The sequence below is a fragment of the Streptomyces sp. NBC_00377 genome, assembly GCF_036075115.1.
Taxonomy (GTDB): domain Bacteria; phylum Actinomycetota; class Actinomycetes; order Streptomycetales; family Streptomycetaceae; genus Streptomyces.
Genome location: NZ_CP107958.1, coordinates 5,171,241 through 5,195,033, shown reverse-complemented (window position 1 = coordinate 5,195,033; position 23,793 = coordinate 5,171,241). Strand labels below are relative to the sequence as shown.

Below are 23,793 nucleotides of genomic sequence, written 5' to 3'. Positions count from 1 at the left end.
CTAGTGGGCCGCGCCCGGACCGATCGACTCTGTGGGGATGTGTGCGCATCGGACGTGTGGGACGTGTGGACTCCCGCGCACCTCCCGGGCAGGCTGACGGTTCCGACATGGACAGGGCAAACTGAACAGGTAATTCGGATGCCTAAGGGGAGCCCTGATGGACGACCGGGTAGGACACCGCGACCCGCGGGTGCCGGAGCAGAGACGTCCCGGCTCGCCCGAGGAGCCGGCGGCGCTGCGCTTCGACGTGCTCGGGCCGGTGCGCGCATGCCGCGGCGACGAGCGGCTCGCCACCGGTTCGCCTCAGCAACGCGCCCTGCTGGCCGCCCTGTTGCTGCGCGAGGGCCGCACCGCGACGGCCGCCGAACTGATCGACGCGCTGTGGGGCGAGGAACCTCCCTCCCAGGCCCTGGCGGCGGTACGGACGTATGCCTCCCGACTGCGCAAGGTCCTGGACCCGGGCGTCCTGGTGAGCGAGTCGGGCGGCTACGCGGTGCGCGTGCCGGCGGAGGGCGCGCTGGACCTGGTGGTGGCGCAGGAGTGGGCGGCGGAGGCGGAGAAGGCGCGCACCGCCGGTGACCTCTCCCACGCCCGCGAGGTGCTGAACCGGACGCTGGGACTGTGGGACGGGGAGGCCCTGGCCGGCGTCCCCGGGCCGTACGCGGAGGCACAGCGCGTCCGGCTGGAGGAATGGCGGCTCGGGCTGCTGGAATCCCGCCTGGACATGGACCTGGAGCAGGGCTGCCACGCCGAGGCGGTCTCCGAACTCACCGCGCTCACCGCCGCGTACCCGCTGCGCGAGAGGCTGCGCGAGCTGCTGATGCTGGCGCTCTACCGCAGCGGCCGGCAGGCGGAGGCGCTCGCCGTGTACGCGGACACCCGGCGGCTGCTGGCGGAGGAGCTGGGGGTGGATCCGCGGGCCGGGCTGCGGCAGTTGCAGAGCCGCATCTTGCAGGCCGATCCGGAGCTGGCCGAGCCTTCCGCGCCGGTGGCGGAACCAGCGATGGTGCGGGTACGGCCGGCGCAACTCCCGGCTACTGTCCCCGACTTCACCGGCCGCTCCGCCTTCGTGCGGGAACTGGGCGAGGTGCTGGCGGGCGCCGGCGACGGCACCGGCGCGGGCGGCCGGGTGATGGCGGTGTCCGCGCTCGCGGGCATCGGCGGCGTGGGCAAGACGACCCTCGCGGTGCACGTGGCCCACCAGGCCCGGCCGGCCTTCCCCGACGGCCAGTTGTACGTCGACCTCCAGGGCGCGGGGCCACGGTCGGCGGAGACCGAGACGGTCCTCGGGTCGTTCCTGCGCGCCCTGGGCACGGCGGACTCGGCGATCCCCGACTCGCTGGAGGAACGGGCGGCGCTGTACCGCTCGGTGCTGGACGGCCGCCGGGTGCTGGTGCTGCTGGACAACGCGAAGGACGCGGCCCAGATACGCCCGCTGCTGCCGGGCACGGAGGGCTGCGCGGCGCTGGTCACCTCACGGGTGCGGATGGTGGACCTGGCGGGAGCGCATCTCGTCGATCTGGACGTGATGTCCCCCGACGAGGCGCTCTCCCTGTTCACCCGGATCGTCGGCGAGGAGCGGGTGGCGTCGGAGCGCAAGGCCGCGCTGGACGTGGTGGCCGCCTGCGGATTCCTGCCGCTGGCCATCCGCATCGCCGCCTCCCGGCTGGCGGCGCGGCGGACCTGGACGGTCTCCGTCCTCGCCGCGAAGCTGGCGGACGAACGGCGCCGGCTGGACGAGCTCCAGGCGGGCGACCTCGCGGTGAAGGCCACGTTCGAGCTCGGTTACGGCGCCCTGGAACCCGCCCAGGCCCGCGCGTTCCGGCTGCTTGGTCTGGCGGACGGCCCGGACATCTCCCTTGCGGCGGCCGCGGCGGTGCTGGACCTGCCGGTGGAGGACACCGAGGACCTGCTGGAGTCCCTGGTGGACACCTCCCTGCTGGAATCCGCGGCGCCCGGCCGCTACCGCTTCCACGACCTGGTCCGGCTCTACGCGCGTGCATGCGCGGAACGCGACGAATGGCCACCCAGCGGGCGCGGGGCCGCGCTGTCGCGCCTGCTGGACTTCTATCTGGCGACGGCGGCCGGGGTCTACGCGATCGAACGGCCGGGGGACCGCACCGTCGTCCACCTGGAGCGCACCGCGTACCGGGGCCTCTCCTTCGGTGAGCGGAGCCAGGCCCTGGACTGGCTCTTCGCGGAGGCGCAGTGCCTCCTCGCGTGCGCACGCCAGCAGCAGACCGGCAGCGGGCTGCGCCGTGCCGTCGATCTCCTGTGGGCCGCCAAGGACCTCGCGGAGTCGGGGGCCAACGCCAAGCAGTACGAGTGGGCGGCCACGGCCCTGCGGGACGCCGCGCAGGAAGCCGCCGACGTCCGCGCCGAGAGCCGCGCCCGCACGGCGCTCTCCAACGTCCACCTCGCCGCCGGACGGTACTCCGAGGCCGACGAGGAGGCCCGGCGCGCGATCGAGCTGGCCACGGCCGCGGACGACGCGACGCCGGTCAGCTGGGCGGCCACGGACCGGGGGATCATCGCACTCGGCCAGGGACGCTACGAGCAGGCCGAGGAGTTCCTCACCACCGCCCGGGACGGCTACCGGGCGGACGGGAACCAGCCGGGGGAGGCCAACGCGCTGTGCAATCTCTCGCGGCTCTACGAGCGGATGAACCGCCCGTCCGACGCCGTCACCCTGGCCCGCCAGGGCGTCGACATCTACCAGCAGCTCGGTCTCACCCTGCGCCTCGCCAACGGCCGCTACGCCCTCGGTGTCGCGCTGATCAGCGCCGGGCGGCTCGCCGAGGGACTGGCACAGCTGTCCGACGCGCTGGAGATGTTCGGCAGCAACCGGCAGCGGCTGTGGGAGGGGACGACGCACTTCCGCATCGCCCAGCTGCACCTGGCCGACCGGCGTCCGGCGCAGGCGGCCCAGCACGCCGAGCAGGCGTTGGCGATCGGGTTCATCGGTGGTGACCTCATCCGGGGCAGCGTGCTGACCACGCTGGGCAGGAGCCTGCACGCCCTCGGCCAGTCGGACCGGGCACGGGCCTGCTGGCACGAGGCTCTGTCGCTGCTGGAGCGGTCGGGGGCACCCGACACCGCCGAGGTGCGCCGTCTGCTGACGCCCCTGGAGACCTCCTCGGAGACGGCCCGGTGACGGCGTTCATCGAACGTTTATGACCGCCTGCCAGGCTCTGCTTCACGGACCGTCGCATCGGGGGGCAGACGGGCCGTACGAGCCCGCTGGGGGGTGGGCTCCGGCACATGTCTCTGTCCGGCGATACTCGGGGGAATCGCCGGACAGAGGCGCCTCACTCACTTGAGAACTCCCAGGGGGAGCCGAACATGAGCAGCACCGAGAAGCAGCCGACGGACGTCACCGCGGACATCACCACGATGGAGAACCACGCTCCGATCCTGCCGGAGCGGCCCCAGCCCACGTCGCCGGAGACCGAGGCGGCCGCGCCGGCGGCCGACGACAAGATCGTCACTCTGGAGAACCACGCGCCGGTGCCGCCCGCCCTGGGCCTGGGCGGCGGCAAGTAAGCACCGTCTCACGGGAATCGGCCGCGGTGGCTCGGAGGGGGAGCCACCGCGGCCGAGGCGTGTCCGGGCGTTGCGGGTCAGCCTGTCACCGGGCCCGCAACGCCCCCTTCATCACCTTGCCGCTCGCGTTGCGCGGCAGCGTCGTCACGAACTCGACCGTCCTCGGGACCTTGTAGTTGGCCATCTCGCGGCGGGCCCAGGCGATCAGGTCGTCGGCCGTGGACACCGCGCCCGGCCGCCGGACCACGTACGCCCTGCCCACCTCGCCCAGCCGGGGGTCCGGGACGCCGATCACCGCCACGTCGGCCACATCCGGGTGCAGGCCGAGGCGTTGCTCTATCTCCGCCGGGTAGGCGTTGAAGCCGCCGACGATGAACATGTCCTTGAGGCGGTCGGTGATCCGGAGGTTGCCGGCGGCGTCCAGGACGCCCACGTCGCCGGTGCGCAGCCAGCCGTCCGGGGTCAGCGCCTGCGCCGTCGCCGCCTCGTCCTCGTAGTAGCCCCGCATGACGTTGAAGCCCCGGACCAGGACCTCCCCCGGTTCGCCCGGCGCCGCGTCCACCCGCACCTCGGTGCCGGGGATCGCACGGCCCGACGTCGAGGCGATGACCGCGGGGTCGTCCCCGCGCCGGCACATGGTGACGATGCCGCTCGCCTCCGAGAGGCCGTACGCCGTCAGGACGGTCTCCACGCCGAGTTCGCCCCGCAGGCGTTCGACGAGCCGCAGCGGCACGACCGCCGCGCCCGTCACCACCAGCCGCAGCGCCGACAGGTCGTACGTGTCCCGTGCCGCGTGGTCCAGGAGCGACTGATGGAGCGTCGGCGGCCCGGGAAGGACCGACACCCGTTCCGACGCCACGTTCGCCAGGACCGTGTCCACGTCGAACACCGGCTGGGGGATCATCGTCGCACCCCGCATCAGACAGGCGATCACGCCCGCCTTGTAGCCGAAGGTGTGGAAGAAGGGGTTCACGATCAGGTAGCGGTCGCCGTGCCGCAGCCCCGCGAGGTCGGACCACACCTCGTACGCCCGCAGCGTCTGCGCGTGCGTGATCACCGCCCCCTTGGGGCGGCCCGTGGTGCCCGAGGTGAAGACGATGTCCGAGGGCCGTTCCCCGGTCACCTCGTCCGCCCGCGCGCGGACCTCCGCCGTACCGGTGCCCTCGCCGCCCGCCAGGAAGTCCTTCCAGGTGCCGAAGTCCGCCGGGGCGTCGTCGGAGAGCACCACCACCCGCTCCAGCGCGGGGAGCCCCGGCAGCGGGCCGTCCCCGTCGCCCTCCGCCGCGGCCCGGCGCAGCGACGCCACGTACGACGTCCCGAGGAACGTGCCGGTGACGAACAGCAGACGGGCTCCGCTGCGGCGCAGCACATCGGCCGCCTCGGCGCCCTTGAAGCGCGTGTTCAGGGGGACGAGCACGGCTCCGGCCCCCACCGCGCCCAGCGCGGCCACCATCCAGTCCAGGGAGTTGGGGGCCCAGATTCCCACCCGGTCGCCCGTCCGCACGCCGAGCGCCAGGCAGGCCGCCGTCGCGCGTTCGACCCGGGCGCCGAGCTCGGCGTACGTGATCCGGGTGCGGCCCTCCACCACCGCCTCGGTCTCCGCGTACCGCTCGGCCGCCCAGCGGACCAGGCCGGGGATCGTTCCCCACTCCATGTCACCGCGCATGACCAGCCTCCCCACTAGCTGACTACCCGTCAGATTAGCGGTAACCTGACGCACTGTCAGCAGCGCAGTCGCCGTGTGGAGGTGCGTGCAGCATGCCCGCAGGGACCGGACTCAAGGACGCCACCGCCATCGTCGGCATCGGGCAGACGCCCTTCGCGAAACACCTCCCCGAGGACGAGCGGACCCTCGCCTGCCGGGCCGTGCTCGCCGCCCTCGACGACGCCGGGATCGATCCGGGGGAGGTCGACGCCCTCGCCTCCTACACCATGGAGGAGACGGACGAGGTCGAGCTCGCGAAGGCCGTCGGGTTCGGGGACCTGACCTTCTTCAGCAAGATCGGTTTCGGCGGCGGCGGTTCCTGCGCCACCGTCGCCCACCTCGCCTCGGCCATCGCCTCCGGACAGGCGACGGTGGGAGTGGCCTGGCGGTCGCGCAAGAGGGGCTCAGGACCCCGGCCCTGGACCAACACGGCCGTCCAGCTCCCCACCCCGGCCCAGTGGACCCGGCCCTTCGGTCTGCTGCGGCCCGCCGACGAGATAGCCATGCTCGCCCGCCGCTATCTGCACGAGTACGGCGCCACCCGCGACCACCTCTTCAACGTGGCCCTCGCCTGCCGCAACCGCGCCAACCAGAACCCGGCCGCCGTGATGTACGAACGGCCCCTCACCCGCGAGATGTACATGTCGTCCCGGTGGATCAGCGAACCCCTGTGCCTGTACGACAACTGCCTCGAGACGGACGGGGCGTTGGCCTGCGTGGTGGTGAGCGGCGAACGGGCCCGCGACTGCCGCCGGACGCCCGTCTACGTCCACTCCGCCGCCCAGGGCCTGCCCGCCCAGCACCACGGCATGGTCAACTACTGGAACGACGACCCGCTCACCGGCCCCGCCTGGGCCGCCGCCCGGCACCTGTGGAAGCACGCCGACTTCACCCCGTCCGACGTCGACGTCGCGCAGATCTACGACGCCTTCACCCCCCTCGTGCCGCTCTCCCTGGAGGGGTACGGGTTCTGCGGCCGGGGAGAGGGTGGGGCGTTCACCGAGGGAGGCGCCCTGGAGACCGGCGGACGGCTGCCCCTCAACACCGGCGGCGGCGGGCTCAGCGAGGCCTACGTACACGGCTTCAACCTCATCAACGAGGGCGTGAAGCAGCTGCGCGGGACCAGCACCGCCCAGGTGCCGAACGCCGCGACCTGCCTCGTCACCGCCGGTGAGGGCGTCCCGACCTCCGCCCTGCTGCTCCGGAACTGAACGCACCGAGGAGTTGATCCAGCGATGCTCAGCCCCGTCACCGACGCCGACGGCGCCCCCTTCTGGCGGTACGCCGCCCAGGGCGAACTCCGTGTCCAGACCTGCGGCGACTGCGGCGAACCCCGCTTCCCGCCCCGCCCCTGCTGCCCGCACTGCCGGTCCTTCGCGAGCGAGTGGCGGCTGATGTCGGGACGCGGGCGGATCTGGTCCTACGTCGTCCCGCATCCGCCCCTGCTGCCCGACTACGCCGCACACGCCCCCTACAACGTGATCCTGGTCGAGCTGGCCGAGGCGCCCCGCATCCGGGTGGTGGGAAACCTGGTGAGCGGCCCCGGCGCCCCACTGAACTCCCTCTCCCCCGACCGCGTCCGGATCGGCGCCCGCGTGCAGGTCGTCTTCGACGGCGACGGGCTCCCGCAGTGGGTTCTGGAGCGGCCGTGACGGTACGCCTCGGCACCGACAAGGACACCGGCGTCGCCGTCGTCACCCTCGACCGGCCGGCCCGGCTCAACGCCCTCGACCTCGAGACCGTCCGCGAACTGAAGGACGTGTGGCGGGAGTTGCGGTTCGACGACTCGGTACGGGCGGTCGTGCTCACCGGGGCCGGACGGCGGGCGTTCTGCACCGGCCTCGACCGGGACGCCGTCGTGCCGCAGCCCGGCTCCCCCTACATGCAGGACGACCCGCTGCTCACCGTCGGACCCAAGGCGAACGACCTGTGGAAGCCGGTCGTCGCCGCCGTGGAGGGCATGGCCTGCGGGGGCGCCTTCTACCTGCTCGGGGAGTGCGAGTTCATCGTGGCCGGCGCCGACGCCGTGTTCTTCGACCCGCACACCACGTACGGGATGGTCAGCGCGTACGAGTCGGTGCTCCTGGCGCAGCGGATGCCGTACGGGGAGGTCGCGCGGATGATGCTGATGGGGACGGCCGAACGGATCTCCGCCCGGCGCGCCCACGAAGTCGGGCTGGTGTCCGAACTCACCGACAGCGGGCAGGCGTCGGCCGCCGCCGTCGCCTGCGCCACCGTCGTCGCCGGGTATCCCGCCGCCGGCGTCCAGGGCACCGTGCGGGCGCTGTGGGCGGCGAAGGAGGCGGCCCGCACGATGGGCTTCGCCCAAGCACCGCACCTCATCTCGCTGGGCAACCTCCCCACCGAACGCCAGGCGGAACTGTTCACCGGCCGCTCCTCCGCCACCCCCCGCATCCGCTGACCCGCCCTCTTCGAACACCCCAACGCCGCCGAGCGGAGCACCCACGGTCCGCACCGGCCGGGGCAGAGCATCCACCGGTCCGCACGGGCCGGGGCCGGCCTGAACGGCCGCCGGTGCGCAGCCACTGCGCCACGGCCGGACGAGCTCGATGCGGTCACCCCTCACCGCGCGTACGCAGCGGGCCCGCTCCATCTGTATGAGCGGGGCGCACCAAACCTGCCCGGCGGCGGTCGTGGGCGGGACCCCGGAGGCGGGCCGGGGAGGGCAGCGGCCCGCCGGACCCTCGCGGACCAGGTCCGGTGAGCCCGGAAGACGGACGGTGACCAGGGCCCGGCCGCCCCGGAGACGGTGACGCACGGTCTTCTGCTCGCCCAGGAAGGCGGCCCCGGAGACCGATGCGCAGCACAGCGCCGGACCGTGCGGAACCGTCCGCCCGTTGAGAGGGTCCGGTCAGCGCGCCGGCGCGGACGGCTCCGGGTCGCAGTGGTCGACCTTCGCCGCGGCGGCCGGGCCGGACAGGTCCACCTGTACGGTCGCCGTGTCGTTCCCGCCGACGTATGCGTCCGTGCTCCGCTCCTCCACCGTGCCGGAGCCGGCGTCGAGGAAGTCGACCGTGACGGTGAAGTAGCCGCCGGACGCGTTCGGGTTGGTGACCTCGACCGTCGCGTACGCCTCGCTCGGCGTGGCGCAGCCGATCAGCTCGACCGAGGCGTCCTGGAGCGTCGCGGACGTGCTCGAGGAGCCGCCGCCGGAAGTGCCGTCCGTGTAGTCGTCGGAGTCGTAGTCGTCATCGTCGTCGTAGTCGCGGTAGGTACCGCCGGACGAGCCGCTCGACGTCGAACCCGATGTCGACGACGAGCTGTCGTGATCCTGCCCGGAGCTGCTGCACCCGCCCCCGCCACCGCTGTGATGGCTGCCGTGACCGTGGCCCCGGCCCGTCGAGAACCCGGTCAGCGCCAGTACGACCAGCACCGCCACCGCTGTGAACCTGAGTTTCTGTCCCCGTCGATCCATAAGGGCAGCGTAAGCAAACCCTGTCACGACCATGTCACCGAGGGGCGACCGGCCCGTCCCCGGCGTAGCGTCTGCGGTGAGGGCGGCGAACGGGCCGCTCCCCCGCAGCGACGGCCGCCGTCCGGATCCCCTTCCGCGCGTACCCGGCACGACGGCCGTCCCCGCAACCGGCCGCCGGGGCCGCGGAAGCCTCAGCAGCCGCGAGCCGCAGGAGGTGACGGGTCGCGTGGGGCGCGGGGGTCACCGCAGTCGCCGGGGGCACCCGCTCAGGCCGTTCTCGCCGTGCCCGTGCCCTTCTCCGCGTCCAGGGCGTACACGCAGCGGTCCTTGCTGGACGCGTACACGACGCCGTCGCGGACCACGGGTGAGCCGGTGATCTCGCCGCCGGTCGCCAGCTTCCAGCGCAGCCGGCCGTCGTCGGCCTTCAGGGTGTAGAGCAGGTGGTCCGTCGAGCCGAAGTGGATACGGCCTTCCGCGACCGCCGGGGCGCCCACGATGTCGCCGCCCGCCTGGAAGCGCCACTTGGGAGTGCCGGTGACCGCGTCCAGGGTGTAGAGCCCCTTGCCGCTGCCGACGTGGACATGGCCGGCGGCCACCAGCACCGGGTCGACGGACGACCGGGCCTCGGTGGCGATGCGCCAGCGGTCGCGGCCGTCGGTGGCGTCGAGGGCGTACACGGTGCCGAGGTAGTCGGCGAGGTAGACGCCGCCGCCGGTCACCGCCGGGCCGGGGACGAAGGTCGGCGGCGACAGGAACACCGCCGGCGCCTCGAAATGCCAGCGCACCATGCCGCTCGCGATGTCGACGGCGAGGACTCGGGTGCCGGCGGCGAGGTAGACATAGCCGTCCGAGGCGGGGGTGACCCGCACCGGGACGCCCCCGCAGGAGGCCGTGTCGCCGATCGGGTACGCCCAGCGTTCCTCACCCGTGCGGGCGTCCAGGGCTCTGAGCCGGGCGTCCTGCCAGACGAATACCGTGCCCTCGTGCAGGGCGGGCCCGGCCTCCGGGGACTCGAAGTCGGTCTGGCAGCCGCTGATCTCCCAGAGTTTCTGTCCGGCCGAGGCCTCCCACGCCTGGACCCCGCCGCCGCGCGTGCCGGTGACGACCGTGCCCCGGTCGGCCTTGAGGGAGTACACCCAGGCATCCGTCGACAGCCGCCACAGGTCACCGCCCTCGCGGGCGTCCAGGGCGAACAGGGTGGGGCCGTCGGAGGCGTGCACCCGGCCGTCCGCGACCGCCATCGACCAGGCCACGTCCCGTGTCTTGAAGCGACGGCGCCCCGTGGCCACGTCCAGGGCGTGCACCTCGAAGGAGGTGACGTAGACGAGGTCCCCGGCGACGGAGGGCGTGCCCCACACATCGTTCGACATGCGAAAACGCCAGGGCCGCCAGCCCGCCGGGGTCTCCGGGGGCGCACCCTGGGTGGCCGGCATCGCGGTGTCCGCGCCGTTCACGCCGGGGCGCGGGCGGGCCCAGTCGGCGACCAGGCCCGGCTCGGCCACCGGCGCCTTCACGGCGGCCGTGGCGCGTACGTCGGCGACCCGCGGACCGGGCCCGATCGGCACGGCCGCGCCCGCCAGCCGGACCGGACCGGCGTCGGGGGCGCCGACGGCCACCGGCGCCGGGCGGGTGAGGACCACGGGGGCGTGCGACGGCGGGGGCGGTACGACCGGCCCGGCGGGGCGGCCCATGCCGACGCCGCCGCCCGCGCTGCGGGGGCTCGGGGGCGCCGGCTTCACCGGGCGCCCGCCACGGCGCGTCTCGATGAGGGTGACGGCCTTCTCGGGCAGCCAGGCCGACGCCGTACCGCTGTCGTCGGAGCCGGAGCCGAAGAGATGGGGGGCGAGCTGGGCCTGGAGGTCGGCCGGGTTGGGGCGGGCCGTCGCCTCCATCTGCATGCAGGACTCGATGAGCGGGCGCAGCTCGTCGGGCAGACCCTCCAGGTCCGGTCCCTCGCGCAGCAGCATGAAGACCGTCTCGACCGGGTTGGCGCCGTGGAAGGGCGGATGTCCGGTGGCGGCGAAGACGAGCATCGAGCCGAGCGAGAAGACATCGCTCGCGCCGGTCACGCTGCGCGAGTCCTTCGCCTGCTCGGGGGACATGTAGGCGGGGGTGCCGACCGCGACGTTCGTCATCGTCAAACGCGTGTTCGAGACGCCGGACGCGATACCGAAGTCGATCACCCGGGGCCCGTCCTCGACGACGAGCACGTTGGACGGCTTGAGGTCACGGTGGACCAGCCCCGCCCCGTGGATCGACTGGAGCGCCTCGGCGACGCCCGCCGCCAGCCAGCGCACCGCCTGGGCCGGCATCGGCCCGCAGTCGTTCACTATTTCCTCGAGGGAGGGCGCGGGAACGTACGCGGTGGCCAGCCAGGGCACGGCGGCGCGGGGATCGGCGTCGACGACGGCGGCCGTGTAGAAGCCGGAGACCGCCCGGGCCGCCTCCACCTCGCGCGTGAACCGCACCCGGAAGAGCTGGTCCTCGGCGAGCTCGGTCCGGACCGTCTTGATCGCCACGCGCCGGCCCGAGGCCGAGCGGGCCAGATAGACCAGCCCCATGCCGCCGGCGCCCAGCCGTCCCAGCACCTCGAACGGCCCGATCCGCCGCGGATCGTGCTGCGTCAGCTGATCCACCACTTGCCTGCCACCTCCCCGTACGAACCGCGTCACCCACTTGTGCACACGGCCCCGTGCAGCGTCTCACCCACCGCACCGCCCTGGCGGCACGCACCCTGATTCTTCCTGGCCGGGCGGCCGGTTGCGAACCCGGGGGCAATCGGGGTGTCTCATTTCATATATGCGTATACAGCATGGTCAGCGCTGGAGAAGTGCGAACGACGCCCCTTGATTGTCCGTGACGACGGCCACAATTCCGTAGGAGGCGGTGAACGGACCCGCCTGCACCCGCCCGCCGAGCCGGCTCACCGCACCGAGGGCGCTCTCGCAGTCCGCCACCCCGAAGTGGACGAGGAAGTGCGGCGGCATGACCTCCGGGAAGACGTCACCGACCGGCGCCCGCCCGAAGTCGGGCTCGGCGCCCTCGCCGAACAGCGCCTCGTGGAAGAGATGGCCGTAGAAGGTGTTGGCGGCCTCGGTGTCACGGGCGTAGAGCTGCGCCCAGGCGAAGGAGCCGGGCTTGTGCCGTACGCCGAAGCCGGGGTGGCCGGCCGGCTGCCACAGGCCGAAGACCGCGCCCTCGGGGTCGGCGGCGAGCACGCCGGTGCCCGCCCCGCCGACCGGCAGCGGCCCCATGACGACCTGCCCGCCGGCGCTACGGATGCGGCGGACGGTCTTCTGCGCGTCCGGCGTCGCGAAGTACACCGTCCACACGGTGGGCATCCGGCCGTCCGTCTTGTGGGCGAGCGCCGCCACCGGCGCCCCCTCCAGCCGGGCCCACACGGAGGAGCCGTACGCCTCCTCGAAGTCCCACCCGAAGAGATCGCCGTAGAACCGCTTGCCCGCGTCCACGTCGGGGAGCTGTGCGTCCACCCAGCAGGGGACGCCCTCTGCGTACACCGATGCCCTGTTTTCGGCCATGCAGCCAAACTAACGGCGGTTCACGCAAGCCGCAGACCAGGCACACCCGCCTCCGTGCCCCCGCGCACCCCATTTGCAGTCGGCCGAATAGCGCTCCGATCACCCCTCGGTAAGCTGACGGCATGACAGGACAAGTGCGTACCGTCGACGGCCGCGTGGCCGGTCGGCGCGGGCAGGCGACGCGGCAGAAGCTGCTCGACTGCCTCAGCGAGATGCTCAGCTCCTCTCCCTACCGGGACGTCAAGGTCATCGATGTCGCGCGGAAGGCGGGCACTTCACCCGCGACGTTCTACCAGTACTTCCCGGACGTCGAGGGCGCCGTCCTGGAGATCGCCGAGCAAATGGCCGCCGAGGGCGCCGAGTTGACCGAACTGGTCGCGGGGCGGTCATGGGTCGGCAAGGCGGGCTGGCAGACGGCTCAGGAACTCGTTGACGGCTTCCTGGAGTTCTGGCGGAAGAACGACGCGATCCTCCGGGTGGTCGACCTCGGGGCGGCGGAGGGGGACAAGCGCTTCTACAAACTCCGCATGAAGATCCTCAACTCGGTGAACAACTCCCTGTCGGACGCGGTCGCCGAGTTGCAGTCCAAGGGCAGGGTCGACAAGGACGTGAACCCGGCCGCGGTCGCCGGTGCGCTCGTCGCGATGCTCGCGGCGGTCGCCTCGCACCAGAAGGGCTTCCAGACCTGGGGCGTCAAGCAGGCTGAACTCAAGCCGAATCTGGCACTGTTGGTGCACCTGGGCGTCACCGGCAGGAAGCCGACGAAGTAGCCCGGCCCCCGCTCCTTTTACGGTCAAGTCCTGTCTGCCAGGCGGCAGCTCACCCGGTGAGCTGCCGCCTGCCGCGCTGTCGGCGCCGTGCGGGCGTTCCGGCTCGAGCGGGCGCTTCGGCTCACGCGGCTGCCCCGACCCGTGCGAGCGCTCCGACCCGTACCACCGCCCTGGCTCACGCGGGCAGCGCCCGGTCCTTCACCACGTGCTTCATCACCAGCGTCGAGGTCAGCCGCTGCACCCCCGGCAGGGTGGCGAGGCGCTCGTCGTACAGCCGCTGGAAGGCCGCGAGGTCCGCGGTGGCCACCCGCAGCAGGTAGTCGGGCTCCCCGAACAGCCGCTGCGCGTCCAGGACGTGCTCCACCTCCCCCACCGCCCGCTCGAACTCGGCGACCGTGTCCCGGTCCTCCTGCCGCATCGAGACGAAGACCAGCGCCTCGAAGCTGAGCCCGACGGCGGCCGGCTCGACCACCGCCCGGTAGCCGCTGATCGCCCCGGACCGCTCCAGTTCCCGCAGCCGCCGGTGGCACGGCGAGACGCTCAGCCGCACCCGCGCGGCCAGCTCGGTCACGGTCAGCCGCCCGTCCTGCTGGAGTTCGGCAAGAATCTTCCGGTCCACGTCGTCCATGGGGGAGATATTGCCCCGCCAGGCCGCTGTCTGGGAAAACTTCGGGAACACTTTCGGCCGCATCGCGCCTAATGTCACCGGCATGGACTCGGGAACGCTGATTTCTTTCCTCGCCGTGGACCTGCTGCTGGTGTGCGTGCCGGGCGCCGACTGGGCGTACGTGATCTCCGCCGGGCTGCGCGGCCGTTCCGTGGGCGCGGCGGTGAGCGGCCTGGTGAGCGGGTACGCCCTGCACACGGCGCTGGCCGCGGCGGGGCTCGCGGTGCTGGTCGCGGGCTCACCGGCACTGCTGACCGGGCTGACGGTGGCGGGCGCCGCGTACCTGGTGTGGCTGGGGTGGGCCGTTCTGCGCCGGCCGGGGACACCGGGCGCGGGCGAGGAGATCGCCGAGGGTGGCCCGCGGGTGTTCCTGCGCGGGGCCACGATCAGCGGGCTGAACCCCAAGGGCCTGCTGCTCTACCTCTCGGTCCTGCCGCAGTTCCTCACCCCGGGGGACGGGCGCCTGCCGGTCGCCGTGCAGACGACCGCCCTGGGGCTGCTGCACATGGCGTGCTGCGCCGCGGTGTACCTGACGGTGGGCGTCCTGGCCCGCAGGCTGCTGGGCGCCCGCCCTGCGGCGGCCCGGGCGGTGACCCGCACCTCGGGAGCGGCGATGCTGGGGATCGGCACGTTCCTGCTGCTCCAGCACGCGCTGTAAACACCGCGCGCCGACCGGGCCCGCCCGGCCTGCCCTATCTCCGGGGCGTGAGCCGGAACAGCCGGATCTCGCGCTCGACCCTCGCCTGGTACGTCGCGTACGGCGGCCAGAAGGCCAGCAGCGACTTCCAGACGGCCGCCCGCTCCTCCCCCGTCAGCAGCTCCGCCGTCACCGGAATGTCCCGGCCCTTCCAGCTGATCTCGGCCTCCGGGCGGGCGAGGAGGTTGCCGGTCCAGGCGGGGTGCCCGGTGCGGCCGAAGTTCGAGCCGATCAGGACCCAGCTCGCGCCGCCCTCCTCGGGCATACAGGCCAGCGGCGCACGACGCGGCAGTCCACTCCTCGCCCCGGTGGACGTCAGGATCACCCCGGGCAGCATCTGGGCGCTGAGCAGTACCTTTCCCCGGGTGAGCCGGTGGACCGCCCGGTCGAGGGCGGGGATGACATGCGGAGCGACCTTCGCGAAAGCCCGGGTCGAGGACACCTTCTGCACCATCCGGACGCCGATCACACCGGCACCTCCGTCCGCTCGAAGAGGCGGGACATCTCGGCCGCACGGGCCCGCAGCCGGTGCACGGGCCCGAACAGCAGGTCGTCGCCCGCGGCCCGCTTGAAGGACAGGTGCGCCTCGTGCTCCCAGGTGAAACCGATGCCGCCGTGCAACTGGACGCCCTCGGCGGCGGCGCACCGCAGCGCCTCCAGCGCCTGGGCGAGAGCGAGCCCGCCGACCCGCTCACCGTTTCCGGGGTCCCCGGAGTCCCCGGAGTCCCCGGAGTCCGCGCGGCCGTCGGGACCGCCCGGGCCACCCGTGGCCCAGGCGGCGTAGTACGCGGCGGACCGGGCCGCCTGGACCTGCACATACACATCGGCCAGCCGGTGCTGGACCGCCTGGAAGGATCCGATCACCCGCCCGAACTGCTCCCGCTGTCCGAGGTACCCGACCGTCCGCTCCAGCGCACGACCGGCCGCCCCGACGGCCTCGCAGGCGAGGAAGGCGGCGGCGACGTCACCGACGCGGGCGAGCGCTGCCAGGACGCCGCTCTCCTCGCTCCCCGCACCCTCACCGCCGAGCAGGTCGGCTCGAACGTCCCGCAGTTGCACCCGTGCCTGCGGACGCGTCGCGTCCAGGGCGGTCTGCCGGGTGCGGACGAGCCCGGCGGCGTCCCCCGCCACGAGGAACAGCAGGCTGCGCGACCGTGCGTACCCGCCGGTGTGCGCGGCGACCACCAGTGTCCCGGCGCTGTGCCCGTCGAGCACCTGCGGGGCCTCCCCGTACAGCCGCCAGGCGCCCTGGACGAGCCGGGCCTGGACCCCGCCCGCGCGCCCTCCGCCGGACCAGTCGCCGTCCGGGGGGCCGGTGAGGGCGAGGGCGGTGGCGAGGGCGGGCGCGGGGACGGCCAGGGCGGCGGTCAGGGTGCCGTCGCAGATCCGGGGCAGCAGGCCGGCGCGCTGGGCGGGGGTGCCCAGGGCGAGGATCAGCGGCGCGGCGAGGACGGAGGTCGCGAGGAGCGGGGAGGGCGCGAGTGCCCGGCCGGTCTCCTCGGCGGCCAGGACGAGGTCGGCGAGAGGGCAGCCGACTCCGCCGTACGCCTCGGGGAGCGCGAGGCCGGGCAGTCCGAGCTGCTCGGCCAGGGCCGTCCACAGGGCGCGGTCGTGGCCGGCGGGGGTGTCGAGTGCGGCGCGGAGTTCCTCGGGGCCGCAGCGTTTGTGGAGCAGTTCGCGCAACGTGCGGCGGATCCCGTCCTGCTCGGCGGTGAAGCCGGGGTCCATGGCCACCCCTCTCATCCGTATCTGACGGTCCGTCATATTAGGGCGGTGCGAGGGGAATGCACAGAGAGGCGGCACCTGTCGGCGCGGACCTGATCTGATGTACCGTCAGATCTATGGCACCCGCATCCGAATCGGCAGGCGGTAACCGGAAGGTGGCCGTGGTCGGCGTCGCCCTCTCCGACTGCGGCCGGGTGGACGACGCGACCCCGTACGCCCTGCACGCCCAGGCCGCCCGGCGGGCACTGGCGGACGCGGGTCTCGACCGGTCGCGGGTGGACGGATTCGCGTCCGCCGGACTCGGCACGCTGGCCCCCGTCGAGGTCGCGGACTACCTGGGCCTGCGCCCGACCTGGGTCGACTCCACCTCGGTGGGCGGTTCGACCTGGGAGGTCATGGCGGCGCACGCCGCCGACGCGATAGCCGCAGGACACGCGAACGCGGTCCTCCTCGCGTACGCCTCGACGCCCCGCGCGGACATCCGTGCCGGCCGCCGCACCGGCACCTTCGCCTTCGGCGGCCGCGGCCCGCTCCAGTTCGAGGTTCCCTACGGCCACACCCTGATCGCCAAGTACGCGATGGCCGCCCGCCGTCACATGCTCCAGTACGGCACGACGATCGAGCAGTTGGCGGAGGTGGCGGTCCAGGCGCGTGCGAACGCGGCCCTGAACCCCGACGCGATGTTCCGCGACCCGGTGACGGTGGACGACGTCCTGTCCGGGCCGATGATCGCCGACCCGTTCACGAAACTGCACTGCTGTCTGCGCTCCGACGGCGGCGCGGCGGTCCTCCTGGCGGCCGAGGAGTACGTACGCGACTGCCGCACCGCCCCGGTGTGGATCCTCGGGACGGGGGAGCACGTCTCGCACGCCTCGATGTCCGAGTGGGACGACTTCACGGTCACGCCGGCGGCGGTGAGCGGCCGGCTGGCGTTCGACCGGGCGGGCGTGGGCGCCGAGGAGATGGACTTCGCCGAGATCTACGACGCGTTCACGTACATGACGCTCGTGACCCTGGAGGACCTCGGCTTCTGCGCGAAGGGCGAGGGCGGCGCGTTCGTGGAGAAGGGCCGGCTGACCCTGTCCGGCGCCCTGCCGGTGAACACCGACGGGGGCGGGCTCTCGGCCCAGCATCCGGGGATGCGCGGACTGTTCCTGCTGGTGGAGGCGGTACGGCAGCTACGGGGCGAGGGAGGGGACCGCCAGGTGCGGGCGACGGACGGGGGTCTGCCCCGGCTGGGCGTCGCCTCCGGGACCGGCGGGTGGTTCTGCTCGTCGGGGACGGTGGTCCTGGGACGGGACTGAGACCCGCCGCGCCGCCCCTCCCGGCGGATCACGCCCGGCCGGCCGCCGAGGGTCAGCCCAGGACCAGCAGCACCGCCAGTGCGACGAACGGGGAGTCGATCCGGTAGCAGCATCCTGCTGTCCGGGGTCAGCAGGCGGCCGAACGCCCTGAAGATCAGGTCGGACGAACCGGCGCCGACCGCGAGGGTCTCCACCGGCAGCGTGCGGGCCGTGGCGATCTCCGCCAGCAGTGCCTCGGCACCGGTCGGCGGCGAGGTCCGGGCGGCCCAGGCCGGATCCTCCGTGAGCGCGGCCCGCGCCCCCGGGGCGGGCGGGAACCAGGCGTCCAGCACGTCGGCCGCGACGATCCGATGGCGCCGGTGCAGGCTGCGGAAGTCCGCGCCGATGGCGGTGAACGAGGCGCCACCGTGTTCGCAGCCGCCGGGCCGGGGGGCGAACGGCATGTCCAGCCGCCAGTCCACCTGCCTTTCGGGCAGGGTGCCCGGTCCCGCCGGGGTGAGTGCTCGCTCCCGCGGAGTGGGGCAGGGGTGGCCGGATCGCCGTCAGGGCGATCCGGCGTCGTCGTCCGGGATGGCGAGGGGCGGCCACGGACGGGTGCCGGCGCAGGGCGCCGGCTGCGGCGGCCCGCTCCGGCTCACCGACTCTACGGCGAACAGCTGACGGTCGAGGGAATCACGGTCCGGGCGAACGCGGTGCAGTCGACGAAGGTCCAGTTCGCCCGGCACTGACCGCATACTCGCTGCATGGCCAAGGATCTTCATGAGCTGCTCAGGTCACTGCGGGTGTGGGATCCGGCGGTGACCGGACTACCGCCCTTCGCGCCGGGGGCGGCGCCCGCCGAGCCGCTGTCCCTCTTCACGGAGTGGTTCGCCGAGGTGGTGGCGGCGGGTGAGCGGGAACCGCACACGATGACGCTGTCGACCTCGGACGAGGAGGGTCTGCCCGACGCCCGCATCGTGATGCTGCACGGTGCCGACGCGGGCGGCTGGGTCTTCGCGACGCACGCCACCAGCCGCAAGGGACGTCAGCTCGCCGCCCGGCCGTACGCGGCCCTCACCTTCTACTGGCCGGTACTGGGCCGCCAGGTCCGGGTACGCGGCCCGGTCACGTCCGCCCCCTCCGAGGAGGCCCAGGCCGATCTGCACGCCCGCTCGACAGGCGCCCTGGCCGCCGCGCTGACCGGAAGGCAGAGCGAGGTCCTCACCTCGGCGGAGGAATTGACGAGAGCGTCGGAGGCCGCCTGGGAGCACGCCCACCAAAACCCGACGGCCACGTCCCCGACCTGGACGCTGTACCGACTGCGTCCGGACGAGGTGGAGTTCTTCCAGGGGGACGGCGCCCGCCGTCACGCCCGGCTGAGGTACCGCCGGGCGGGCGGGTCCTGGACGAGAGAGCAACTCTGGCCCTGAGAACGGCGGACAGGGCCCCCCGTCCGTGGGGGCACCCTGTCCCCGCGACGCCGTGCGTATGACCGTCCGGGCGCGGCAGGTGTTCTCTCGCGTGGCTGTTGTCGTGCCAGGTTCTCCCAGCCACTCGAAGGAGTCAGCGCGGCGCGTGGTCCCCGTCCGCCGGCTCCTCGTTCCGCCCGGACCCTCGACGCCACTCCGGCTCCGGGTCCGTCGCCAGCCGTCCGTGCAGGTGGACGTCCCGGAAGGCGTCCCGGCGGTCCGCCTCCCACATCGCTCCGCGCAGGGTCCCCTCGTACCGGAACCCGCAGCGCTCGGCGACCCGGCAGGAGGCGTCGTGACCGAGCGCGTGGCCCAGTTCCAGCCGGTGCAGGCCGACCTCGGTGAACGCCCAGGTCGAGGCGAGCAGCAGGGAGCGGGTCGCGACGTGCCGGCCGCGTGCCTCCGGAAGGACCCAGTAGCCGACCCTGGCGAAGCTCAGCACGCGGTCGATCATGTTCACCGAGATCTGCCCGAGGACCGTGCCGTCGGCGGCGTCGGTCACGCAGAACGTCATGGCGCTCCCGGCCGCCCCGTCCGCGTTCCTGGCCTCGATCGACTGCCGGGCGCCGGCAGTGTCGGTGATCGTGCGCACTGGGGTGTTCCAGCGCCGGAAGCCGGGGTCGGTGTGCCCGCGCAGCCAGGCGTCCACGTCGGTGTCGGACTCCGGGTGCCAGGGCCGCAGGGCCAGCCCGTGGCCGTGCGGACCGGTGGCGTGGGGGGCCGCGTGCGGCTCGCGTATGTCGGTCATCCGGCCATTGAACACCCCGGTTCTTTCACGGCATCCCGGGTCTTTCACGGCGCGGGGCGGAACACCGGCACCCCTTCCCGGAACGCGACCACCAGGTCCAGCCCCGCTCGCAGCCCCTGCCACGGCTGCGGCCACGGCTCGGCGGGGACGCCCCCCACCACCTCCGTCGACATCCGCGGCCCCTCCGCCAGGTCGACCACCGCCGCGACGTACGGCGTCCGCTCACCGAAGGGCGGCAGGTCGTTGCGGTGGACGACGGACCATGTGTAGAGGGTGGCCAGACCGCTCGCGTCCTCCCAGGTCACGTCCTCGCTCCAGCAGTACGGGCAGAACTCACGGGGGTAGTGGTGGGCCCGCGCGCAGGCCCCGCAGCGCCGGATCAGCAGTCGGCCCGCGGCGGCCGCGTCCCAGTACGCGCGCGTGAAGGCGTCGGCCTCGGGGATGTCGAAACGGTTGCCCATCTCCATGGATCTGACGGTACGTCAGACAGTCGCCCCCGGGAAACCCCACGCGTCTCCAAGAGAAGAACCTGCGCTCCCGCCGTGAACCCGCGGGTCACCCGTGACGTCTGTTTCCCGTCCCACCGACGCCGTCGGCACACGACGCCCGGCCCGGCCCATCCGGGCCGGGCGTCGCACCCCTTCCGCTCCCCGCGACCCCTCGCCGGCTCCTGGCGCCCTCCGCCCTCCGCGCTTCGCGCCGCACCCTCCATCCTGAGCGCCACGCTTCGGCCCTCCGCGCCCGACCAAGTGGCCTACGTCACCGGTCGCACCCGCGCTTCCCCCACGCGTGATCGATCCGCAACCAATTCCGGTCTTGACCGAGACCCATCAACGGTCGGCGTGATTACGCTCGCGCTCATGGAAGACTCCGCACCGCGCCCGGCCCCCCAGGCGATCACCACCGCGAACCCGGCCGACCGCCCCGTCTACGTCATCGGCGGCGGCCCCGGCGGACTCGCCACCGCGTACGCGCTGCGTGCCCAGGGCGTACGGGCCGTCGTGGTGGAGAAGGCCGACGGGGTCGGCGCGTCCTGGCGGCGCCACTACGACCGGCTGCATCTGCACACCACCCGCCGCCTCTCGGCCCTGCCCGGGCTGGCCGTACCGCGCCGTTTCGGACGGTGGGTGGCACGCGACGACATGGTGCGTTACCTCGAGAAGTACGCCGAGGTGCATGAGCTGGAGATCGTCACCGGCGTCGAGGTGTCGCGCGTCGAGCGCACCCCGGACGGCACCGGCTGGCTGCTGCACGCCACCGGCGGACGTGAGCTCGTCGGCGCCGCGGTGGTCGTCGCCACCGGCTACAACCACACCCCGCACCTGCCCCGGTGGCCCGGCCGGGAGACGTTCGCCGGCGACCTGGCGCACGCCTCCGGCTACCGCAGCGGCAAGGAGTACGCCGGCCGGGACGTGCTCGTCGTCGGCGTCGGCAACACCGGCGCCGAGATCGCCGTCGACCTGGTGGAGAGCGGCGCGGCCCGGGTGCGGCTGTCCGTGCGCACCGCCCCGCACATCGTGCGCCGCTCCACGGCCGGCTGGGCGGCGCAGTACACGGCCGTGCTCGTACGGCGGCTGCCGGTCCGCCTCGTGGACCGGCTCGCGCGCCCGATGGCGAAACTCAGCGTGCCGGACCTGTCGGCACACGGCCTGCCCCGCCCCGACAGCGGCCTCTACTCCCGCGTCAAGGACGGCGCGATCCCGGTGCAGGACGTGGGCCTGATCGACGCCGTGCGCAAGGGCAGGGTGGAGATCGTGGCCGCCGTGGAGGGCTTCGAGGACGACGGGAAGGTGGTCCTCGCCGACGGCGCACGGATCTCCCCGGACGCCGTCGTCGCCGCCACCGGGTATGTGCGCGCCCTGGAGGACCTCGTCGGTCACCTCGGAGTGCTCGACGACCGCGGCAGACCCGTGGCGCACGGCGCCCGCGCCCCGAAGGACGCCCCCGGCCTGTACTTCACCGGCTTCACCACCCCCATCAGCGGCACGCTCCGCGAGCTGGCGATCGACGCGGAGAAGATCGCGAAGGCCGTCCGCCGCCTCCTCCGGCAGCAACCGGCCCGGTAGCCGGCCCCACCGCAGGCAGCCGGTGATCACCGCCGGATCGGCGTGCGGATCAGCGAGCCGTCCAGCGGCACGGTGTCAGTAGTTCTGGTTCTCGCTCTCCGTGGTCAGCCACTGCATGTGGTCGTGGAACTGCTGCCCCGCCTGCTGGAACAGCTGGTGCTCTCCGGCCTGGAGGCTCTGGACGCCGAACTCCGAGCTGAGGTGCTGGTCGACCACCTGGATGAGGGCGAACGGTCCGGTCGCCACGGGGCCGGCCATGTGGAGTTCCTCGGCGTCCATGCCCCCGATGGAACGGGCGATCTTGTCGATCATCTTCTCCATGACGGCGGAGTTCCGCTGTGCGCCGATGAAGTGGTTGCCGTAGCCGCCCGTGCCGAGGAGGTAGCGTGCCGCGGTCCTGACCTGCTCCGCGGTCGCGACCCCCGTGACGGGCGGGGACCCCGCAGCCGAGAGGGAGGCGTTGAGGCTGCCCGTGTCCCGGATGAGGGGCCCGAGGACCGGGACGTCGTTCTCGCGGAGCGTCGGCCGGGTCTGCCTGAGGTCGATCGTCCCGGACCCCAGGTCCACGTCGGCGTACACGCCGCCGAGCTTCTTGAGGATGCTGTACCGGGCGATGTCGGAGGCCAGGGGGTACGCCTTCACCGGACCCTTGGTCGCCTTCTCGTACGTGGCCGCGACCCGCTCGTCGAGGGCGTCCTCGATGTACTTGAACTCGATCGCCTTGGCCACCCTCACCCGGAGCGAGTCGGCCCACGACCAGGTACTGCGCCTGTCCGTCCAGAGGTTGATGCGCCAGTCGGAGTTCTGGGCCCTGTCCGCCCACGCCAGGACGTTGTCGAGCGCGTCCTTGCTGATGCCGCCGCCGATCCAGATGAAATGGACCAGGGGCGGGATGCGAGGACGTTCCTCGGCAGGGGCCTGGGACACCACCTCGCGGAGGTTCGCGAGATAGGCCGGCTGCGGATCGAGGGCTTCGAGACGGTTCATGACGAGCGAGACCGCCTCGTGCCTGCCCTTGAGGATCGAATCGAAGACGAACCGGCGGACGTCCTGCTCGTTGTCGGAGTCCACGGCCTGCGGGCCCGTGGTCTCGTCCCCTTCGTGCGTGACATGCAGCGGGGCACGTTGGACGGCCGGCTCGCTCCCCGAGGAGGCCGCGGCTTCCGGCGGAACCGGCATGTCGCCGCCTGCCTTCCGCAGCACCGGCACCTGGCCCCGCATCACCTCGTGGGCCTGGCGCTCGGCAGCAACCTCCAGGGGATCGGTGGGCTTGGAGATGAGAAGGCCCCGCGGGTCGGCCTCACCGCCCACCGGCCCCTGCCGCTGCTGAAGGACATGCCCGAGTTCGTGAGCGAGAGTGTGTTTGTCGGCGCCGCCGTCACCGATGACGATGCTGCTGCCGGACGTGTAGGCACGCGCTCCGACCTCCTCGGCCGAGCGGCGCGCCTGGGCCCCCGTGTGCAGACGTACGTCGGAGAAGTCCGCGCCGCCGAACCGGGACTCCATCTCCTGCTGAAGCTCACCGCCCATCGGCCGGCCCGCTCCGCGCAGCACGTCATGGACGGCCGACCGCTGCACGGTCCTGTCCGTATGCCCACAGCCGGGCCCGTGAGCGTGCCGCTGCTCGTCGACCAGCCGGGCGACCACGGCATTGCCCGCGGCGAGCTGAAGCGCCGTCACACCGGCCCGGGTCAGCGGCGCGCCGGGCGTCCAGCCCTTCGCGCCGGCCGGCCGGGACACCGGCTTGGCCTTCGGCTCCCGCTCTGCGGACGTGTCCCTCGCCAAGTGGTCGCGCGTCAAAGGATCTCCTTGATCTCATGCCGGACGCCCTGAACCGAGGCAGTCTTCATGCACACCCTGGACAACCGACGGAGACGCCACAAGGACCGCACGGCCCCGCTCACGGGCAGACCCCGGTGCCCGCGAGGCCCGGCCCCACAGCCGGGCAGGCAGCACCTGCACCGCCCGGCCCGCGCCCGCGCGGGTGGGCTGTGACGGACCATGCCCCCAGGTGCCGGGCACGCGATGGCCGGCGCGAGAAGGCTTCGGTGATCCCCGCGAGCAGGCCCCCGGCTGCCGCCGCGGACGGCTCGGGGGTGGCCGCGGACGGCCGACACCGGCGGCCGACGTCGAGCTCGACCCTCA

General features: G+C 73.2%; 20 protein-coding genes and 1 pseudogene. 10 read left to right on the top strand and 11 right to left on the bottom strand.

Annotated elements, in window-relative coordinates; all coding sequences use genetic code 11:
• The first annotated feature begins 157 nt into the window (after positions 1-157).
• Together OHS71_RS23330 and OHS71_RS23325 are read left to right on the top strand one after the other, a co-directional pair.
• Entirely contained in the window at positions 158-3,154 is a 2,997-nt protein-coding gene (locus OHS71_RS23330; protein ID WP_328481300.1) for an AfsR/SARP family transcriptional regulator, read from the top strand.
• Between the two features lie 188 nt (positions 3,155-3,342).
• Positions 3,343-3,543 (top strand): hypothetical protein, encoded by a 201-nt coding sequence (locus tag OHS71_RS23325; protein ID WP_328481299.1) that lies wholly within the window; start codon positions 3,343-3,345, stop codon positions 3,541-3,543.
• 85 nt (positions 3,544-3,628) lie between these two features.
• Here OHS71_RS23325 and OHS71_RS23320 read toward each other — a convergent pair whose 3' ends face one another.
• A complete protein-coding gene (locus OHS71_RS23320) occupies positions 3,629-5,209 on the bottom strand; it encodes a FadD3 family acyl-CoA ligase (protein WP_328481298.1) in 1,581 nt (526 codons plus the stop codon).
• A gap of 92 nt (positions 5,210-5,301) precedes the next feature.
• Between OHS71_RS23320 and OHS71_RS23315 the strand changes: the two genes are divergently transcribed.
• The 3 genes from OHS71_RS23315 to OHS71_RS23305 are packed head-to-tail and all read left to right on the top strand — an operon-like array spanning position 5,302 to position 7,670.
• Positions 5,302-6,459: a lipid-transfer protein gene (locus tag OHS71_RS23315; protein ID WP_328481297.1), complete on the top strand. Its 1,158-nt coding sequence runs from the start codon at positions 5,302-5,304 to the stop codon at positions 6,457-6,459.
• Between the two features lie 24 nt (positions 6,460-6,483).
• Positions 6,484-6,900 (top strand): Zn-ribbon domain-containing OB-fold protein, encoded by a 417-nt coding sequence (locus tag OHS71_RS23310; protein ID WP_328481296.1) that lies wholly within the window; start codon positions 6,484-6,486, stop codon positions 6,898-6,900.
• The gene (locus OHS71_RS23305; protein ID WP_328481295.1) at positions 6,897-7,670 is read left to right on the top strand and encodes an enoyl-CoA hydratase/isomerase family protein; all 774 of its coding nucleotides are present in this window, start codon (positions 6,897-6,899) and stop codon (positions 7,668-7,670) included. The genes OHS71_RS23310 and OHS71_RS23305 overlap by 4 nt, the downstream gene beginning before the upstream one ends.
• 450 nt (positions 7,671-8,120) lie before the next feature.
• On the opposite strand, the gene OHS71_RS23300 is transcribed toward OHS71_RS23305, so the two are convergent.
• From OHS71_RS23300 to OHS71_RS23290, 3 genes are all read right to left on the bottom strand, one after another.
• The gene (locus tag OHS71_RS23300; protein WP_328481294.1) at positions 8,121-8,684 is read right to left on the bottom strand and encodes a hypothetical protein; all 564 of its coding nucleotides are present in this window, start codon (positions 8,682-8,684) and stop codon (positions 8,121-8,123) included.
• Positions 8,685-8,950: 266 nt separating this feature from the next.
• Positions 8,951-11,323 carry a serine/threonine-protein kinase gene (locus OHS71_RS23295; RefSeq protein WP_328481293.1) on the bottom strand — a complete coding sequence of 791 codons (2,373 nt, stop codon included), beginning with the start codon at positions 11,321-11,323 and terminating at the stop codon, positions 8,951-8,953.
• Positions 11,324-11,500: 177 nt separating this feature from the next.
• A complete protein-coding gene (locus tag OHS71_RS23290) occupies positions 11,501-12,223 on the bottom strand; it encodes a VOC family protein (RefSeq protein ID WP_328481292.1) in 723 nt (240 codons plus the stop codon).
• 134 nt (positions 12,224-12,357) lie between these two features.
• Here OHS71_RS23290 and OHS71_RS23285 point away from each other — a divergent pair, with 134 nt between their 5' ends.
• On the top strand, positions 12,358-12,993 hold the full coding sequence (locus OHS71_RS23285; protein ID WP_328484609.1) for a TetR family transcriptional regulator: 636 nt from the start codon (positions 12,358-12,360) through the stop codon (positions 12,991-12,993).
• Between the two features lie 175 nt (positions 12,994-13,168).
• Here the strand turns inward: OHS71_RS23285 and OHS71_RS23280 are convergent, their stop codons facing one another.
• Positions 13,169-13,621: an Lrp/AsnC family transcriptional regulator gene (locus OHS71_RS23280; protein ID WP_328481291.1), complete on the bottom strand. Its 453-nt coding sequence runs from the start codon at positions 13,619-13,621 to the stop codon at positions 13,169-13,171.
• Positions 13,622-13,703: 82 nt separating this feature from the next.
• On the opposite strand from OHS71_RS23280, the gene OHS71_RS23275 reads away from it, so the two are divergent.
• Positions 13,704-14,318, top strand: coding sequence for a LysE family translocator (locus tag OHS71_RS23275; protein WP_328481290.1), 615 nt, complete (start codon positions 13,704-13,706; stop codon positions 14,316-14,318).
• Positions 14,319-14,352: 34 nt separating this feature from the next.
• Here the strand turns inward: OHS71_RS23275 and OHS71_RS23270 are convergent, their stop codons facing one another.
• Positions 14,353-14,826, bottom strand: a complete 474-nt coding sequence (locus OHS71_RS23270; protein WP_328481289.1) for a nitroreductase family deazaflavin-dependent oxidoreductase — start codon at positions 14,824-14,826, stop codon at positions 14,353-14,355.
• A complete protein-coding gene (locus tag OHS71_RS23265; protein WP_328484608.1) occupies positions 14,823-16,085 on the bottom strand; it encodes an acyl-CoA dehydrogenase family protein in 1,263 nt (420 codons plus the stop codon). The genes OHS71_RS23270 and OHS71_RS23265 overlap by 4 nt, the downstream gene beginning before the upstream one ends.
• A 113-nt stretch (positions 16,086-16,198) precedes the next feature.
• On the opposite strand from OHS71_RS23265, the gene OHS71_RS23260 reads away from it, so the two are divergent.
• Positions 16,199-17,386 carry a thiolase C-terminal domain-containing protein gene (locus OHS71_RS23260; RefSeq protein ID WP_328481288.1) on the top strand — a complete coding sequence of 396 codons (1,188 nt, stop codon included), beginning with the start codon at positions 16,199-16,201 and terminating at the stop codon, positions 17,384-17,386.
• A 98-nt stretch (positions 17,387-17,484) separates the two neighbouring features.
• On the opposite strand, the pseudogene OHS71_RS23255 reads toward OHS71_RS23260, so the two are convergent.
• Positions 17,485-17,847: pseudogene (locus OHS71_RS23255) on the bottom strand (histidinol-phosphate aminotransferase family protein); the annotation flags it as partial.
• Between the two features lie 282 nt (positions 17,848-18,129).
• Between OHS71_RS23255 and OHS71_RS23250 the strand changes: the two are divergent.
• Positions 18,130-18,795 (top strand): pyridoxine/pyridoxamine 5'-phosphate oxidase, encoded by a 666-nt coding sequence (locus OHS71_RS23250; protein WP_328481287.1) that lies wholly within the window; start codon positions 18,130-18,132, stop codon positions 18,793-18,795.
• Between the two features lie 133 nt (positions 18,796-18,928).
• Here the strand turns inward: OHS71_RS23250 and OHS71_RS23245 are convergent, their stop codons facing one another.
• Both OHS71_RS23245 and OHS71_RS23240 read right to left on the bottom strand, forming a co-directional pair.
• Positions 18,929-19,582, bottom strand: coding sequence for a GNAT family N-acetyltransferase (locus OHS71_RS23245; protein WP_328481286.1), 654 nt, complete (start codon positions 19,580-19,582; stop codon positions 18,929-18,931).
• Positions 19,583-19,626: 44 nt separating this feature from the next.
• Positions 19,627-20,043 carry a Zn-ribbon domain-containing OB-fold protein gene (locus OHS71_RS23240; protein WP_328484607.1) on the bottom strand — a complete coding sequence of 139 codons (417 nt, stop codon included), beginning with the start codon at positions 20,041-20,043 and terminating at the stop codon, positions 19,627-19,629.
• Positions 20,044-20,442: 399 nt separating this feature from the next.
• Here OHS71_RS23240 and OHS71_RS23235 point away from each other — a divergent pair, with 399 nt between their 5' ends.
• Positions 20,443-21,648, top strand: coding sequence for a flavin-containing monooxygenase (locus OHS71_RS23235; RefSeq protein WP_328481285.1), 1,206 nt, complete (start codon positions 20,443-20,445; stop codon positions 21,646-21,648).
• 75 nt (positions 21,649-21,723) lie between these two features.
• On the opposite strand, the gene OHS71_RS23230 is transcribed toward OHS71_RS23235, so the two are convergent.
• On the bottom strand, positions 21,724-23,448 hold the full coding sequence (locus tag OHS71_RS23230) for an eCIS core domain-containing protein (protein ID WP_328481284.1): 1,725 nt from the start codon (positions 23,446-23,448) through the stop codon (positions 21,724-21,726).
• Positions 23,449-23,793 lie beyond the last annotated feature (345 nt).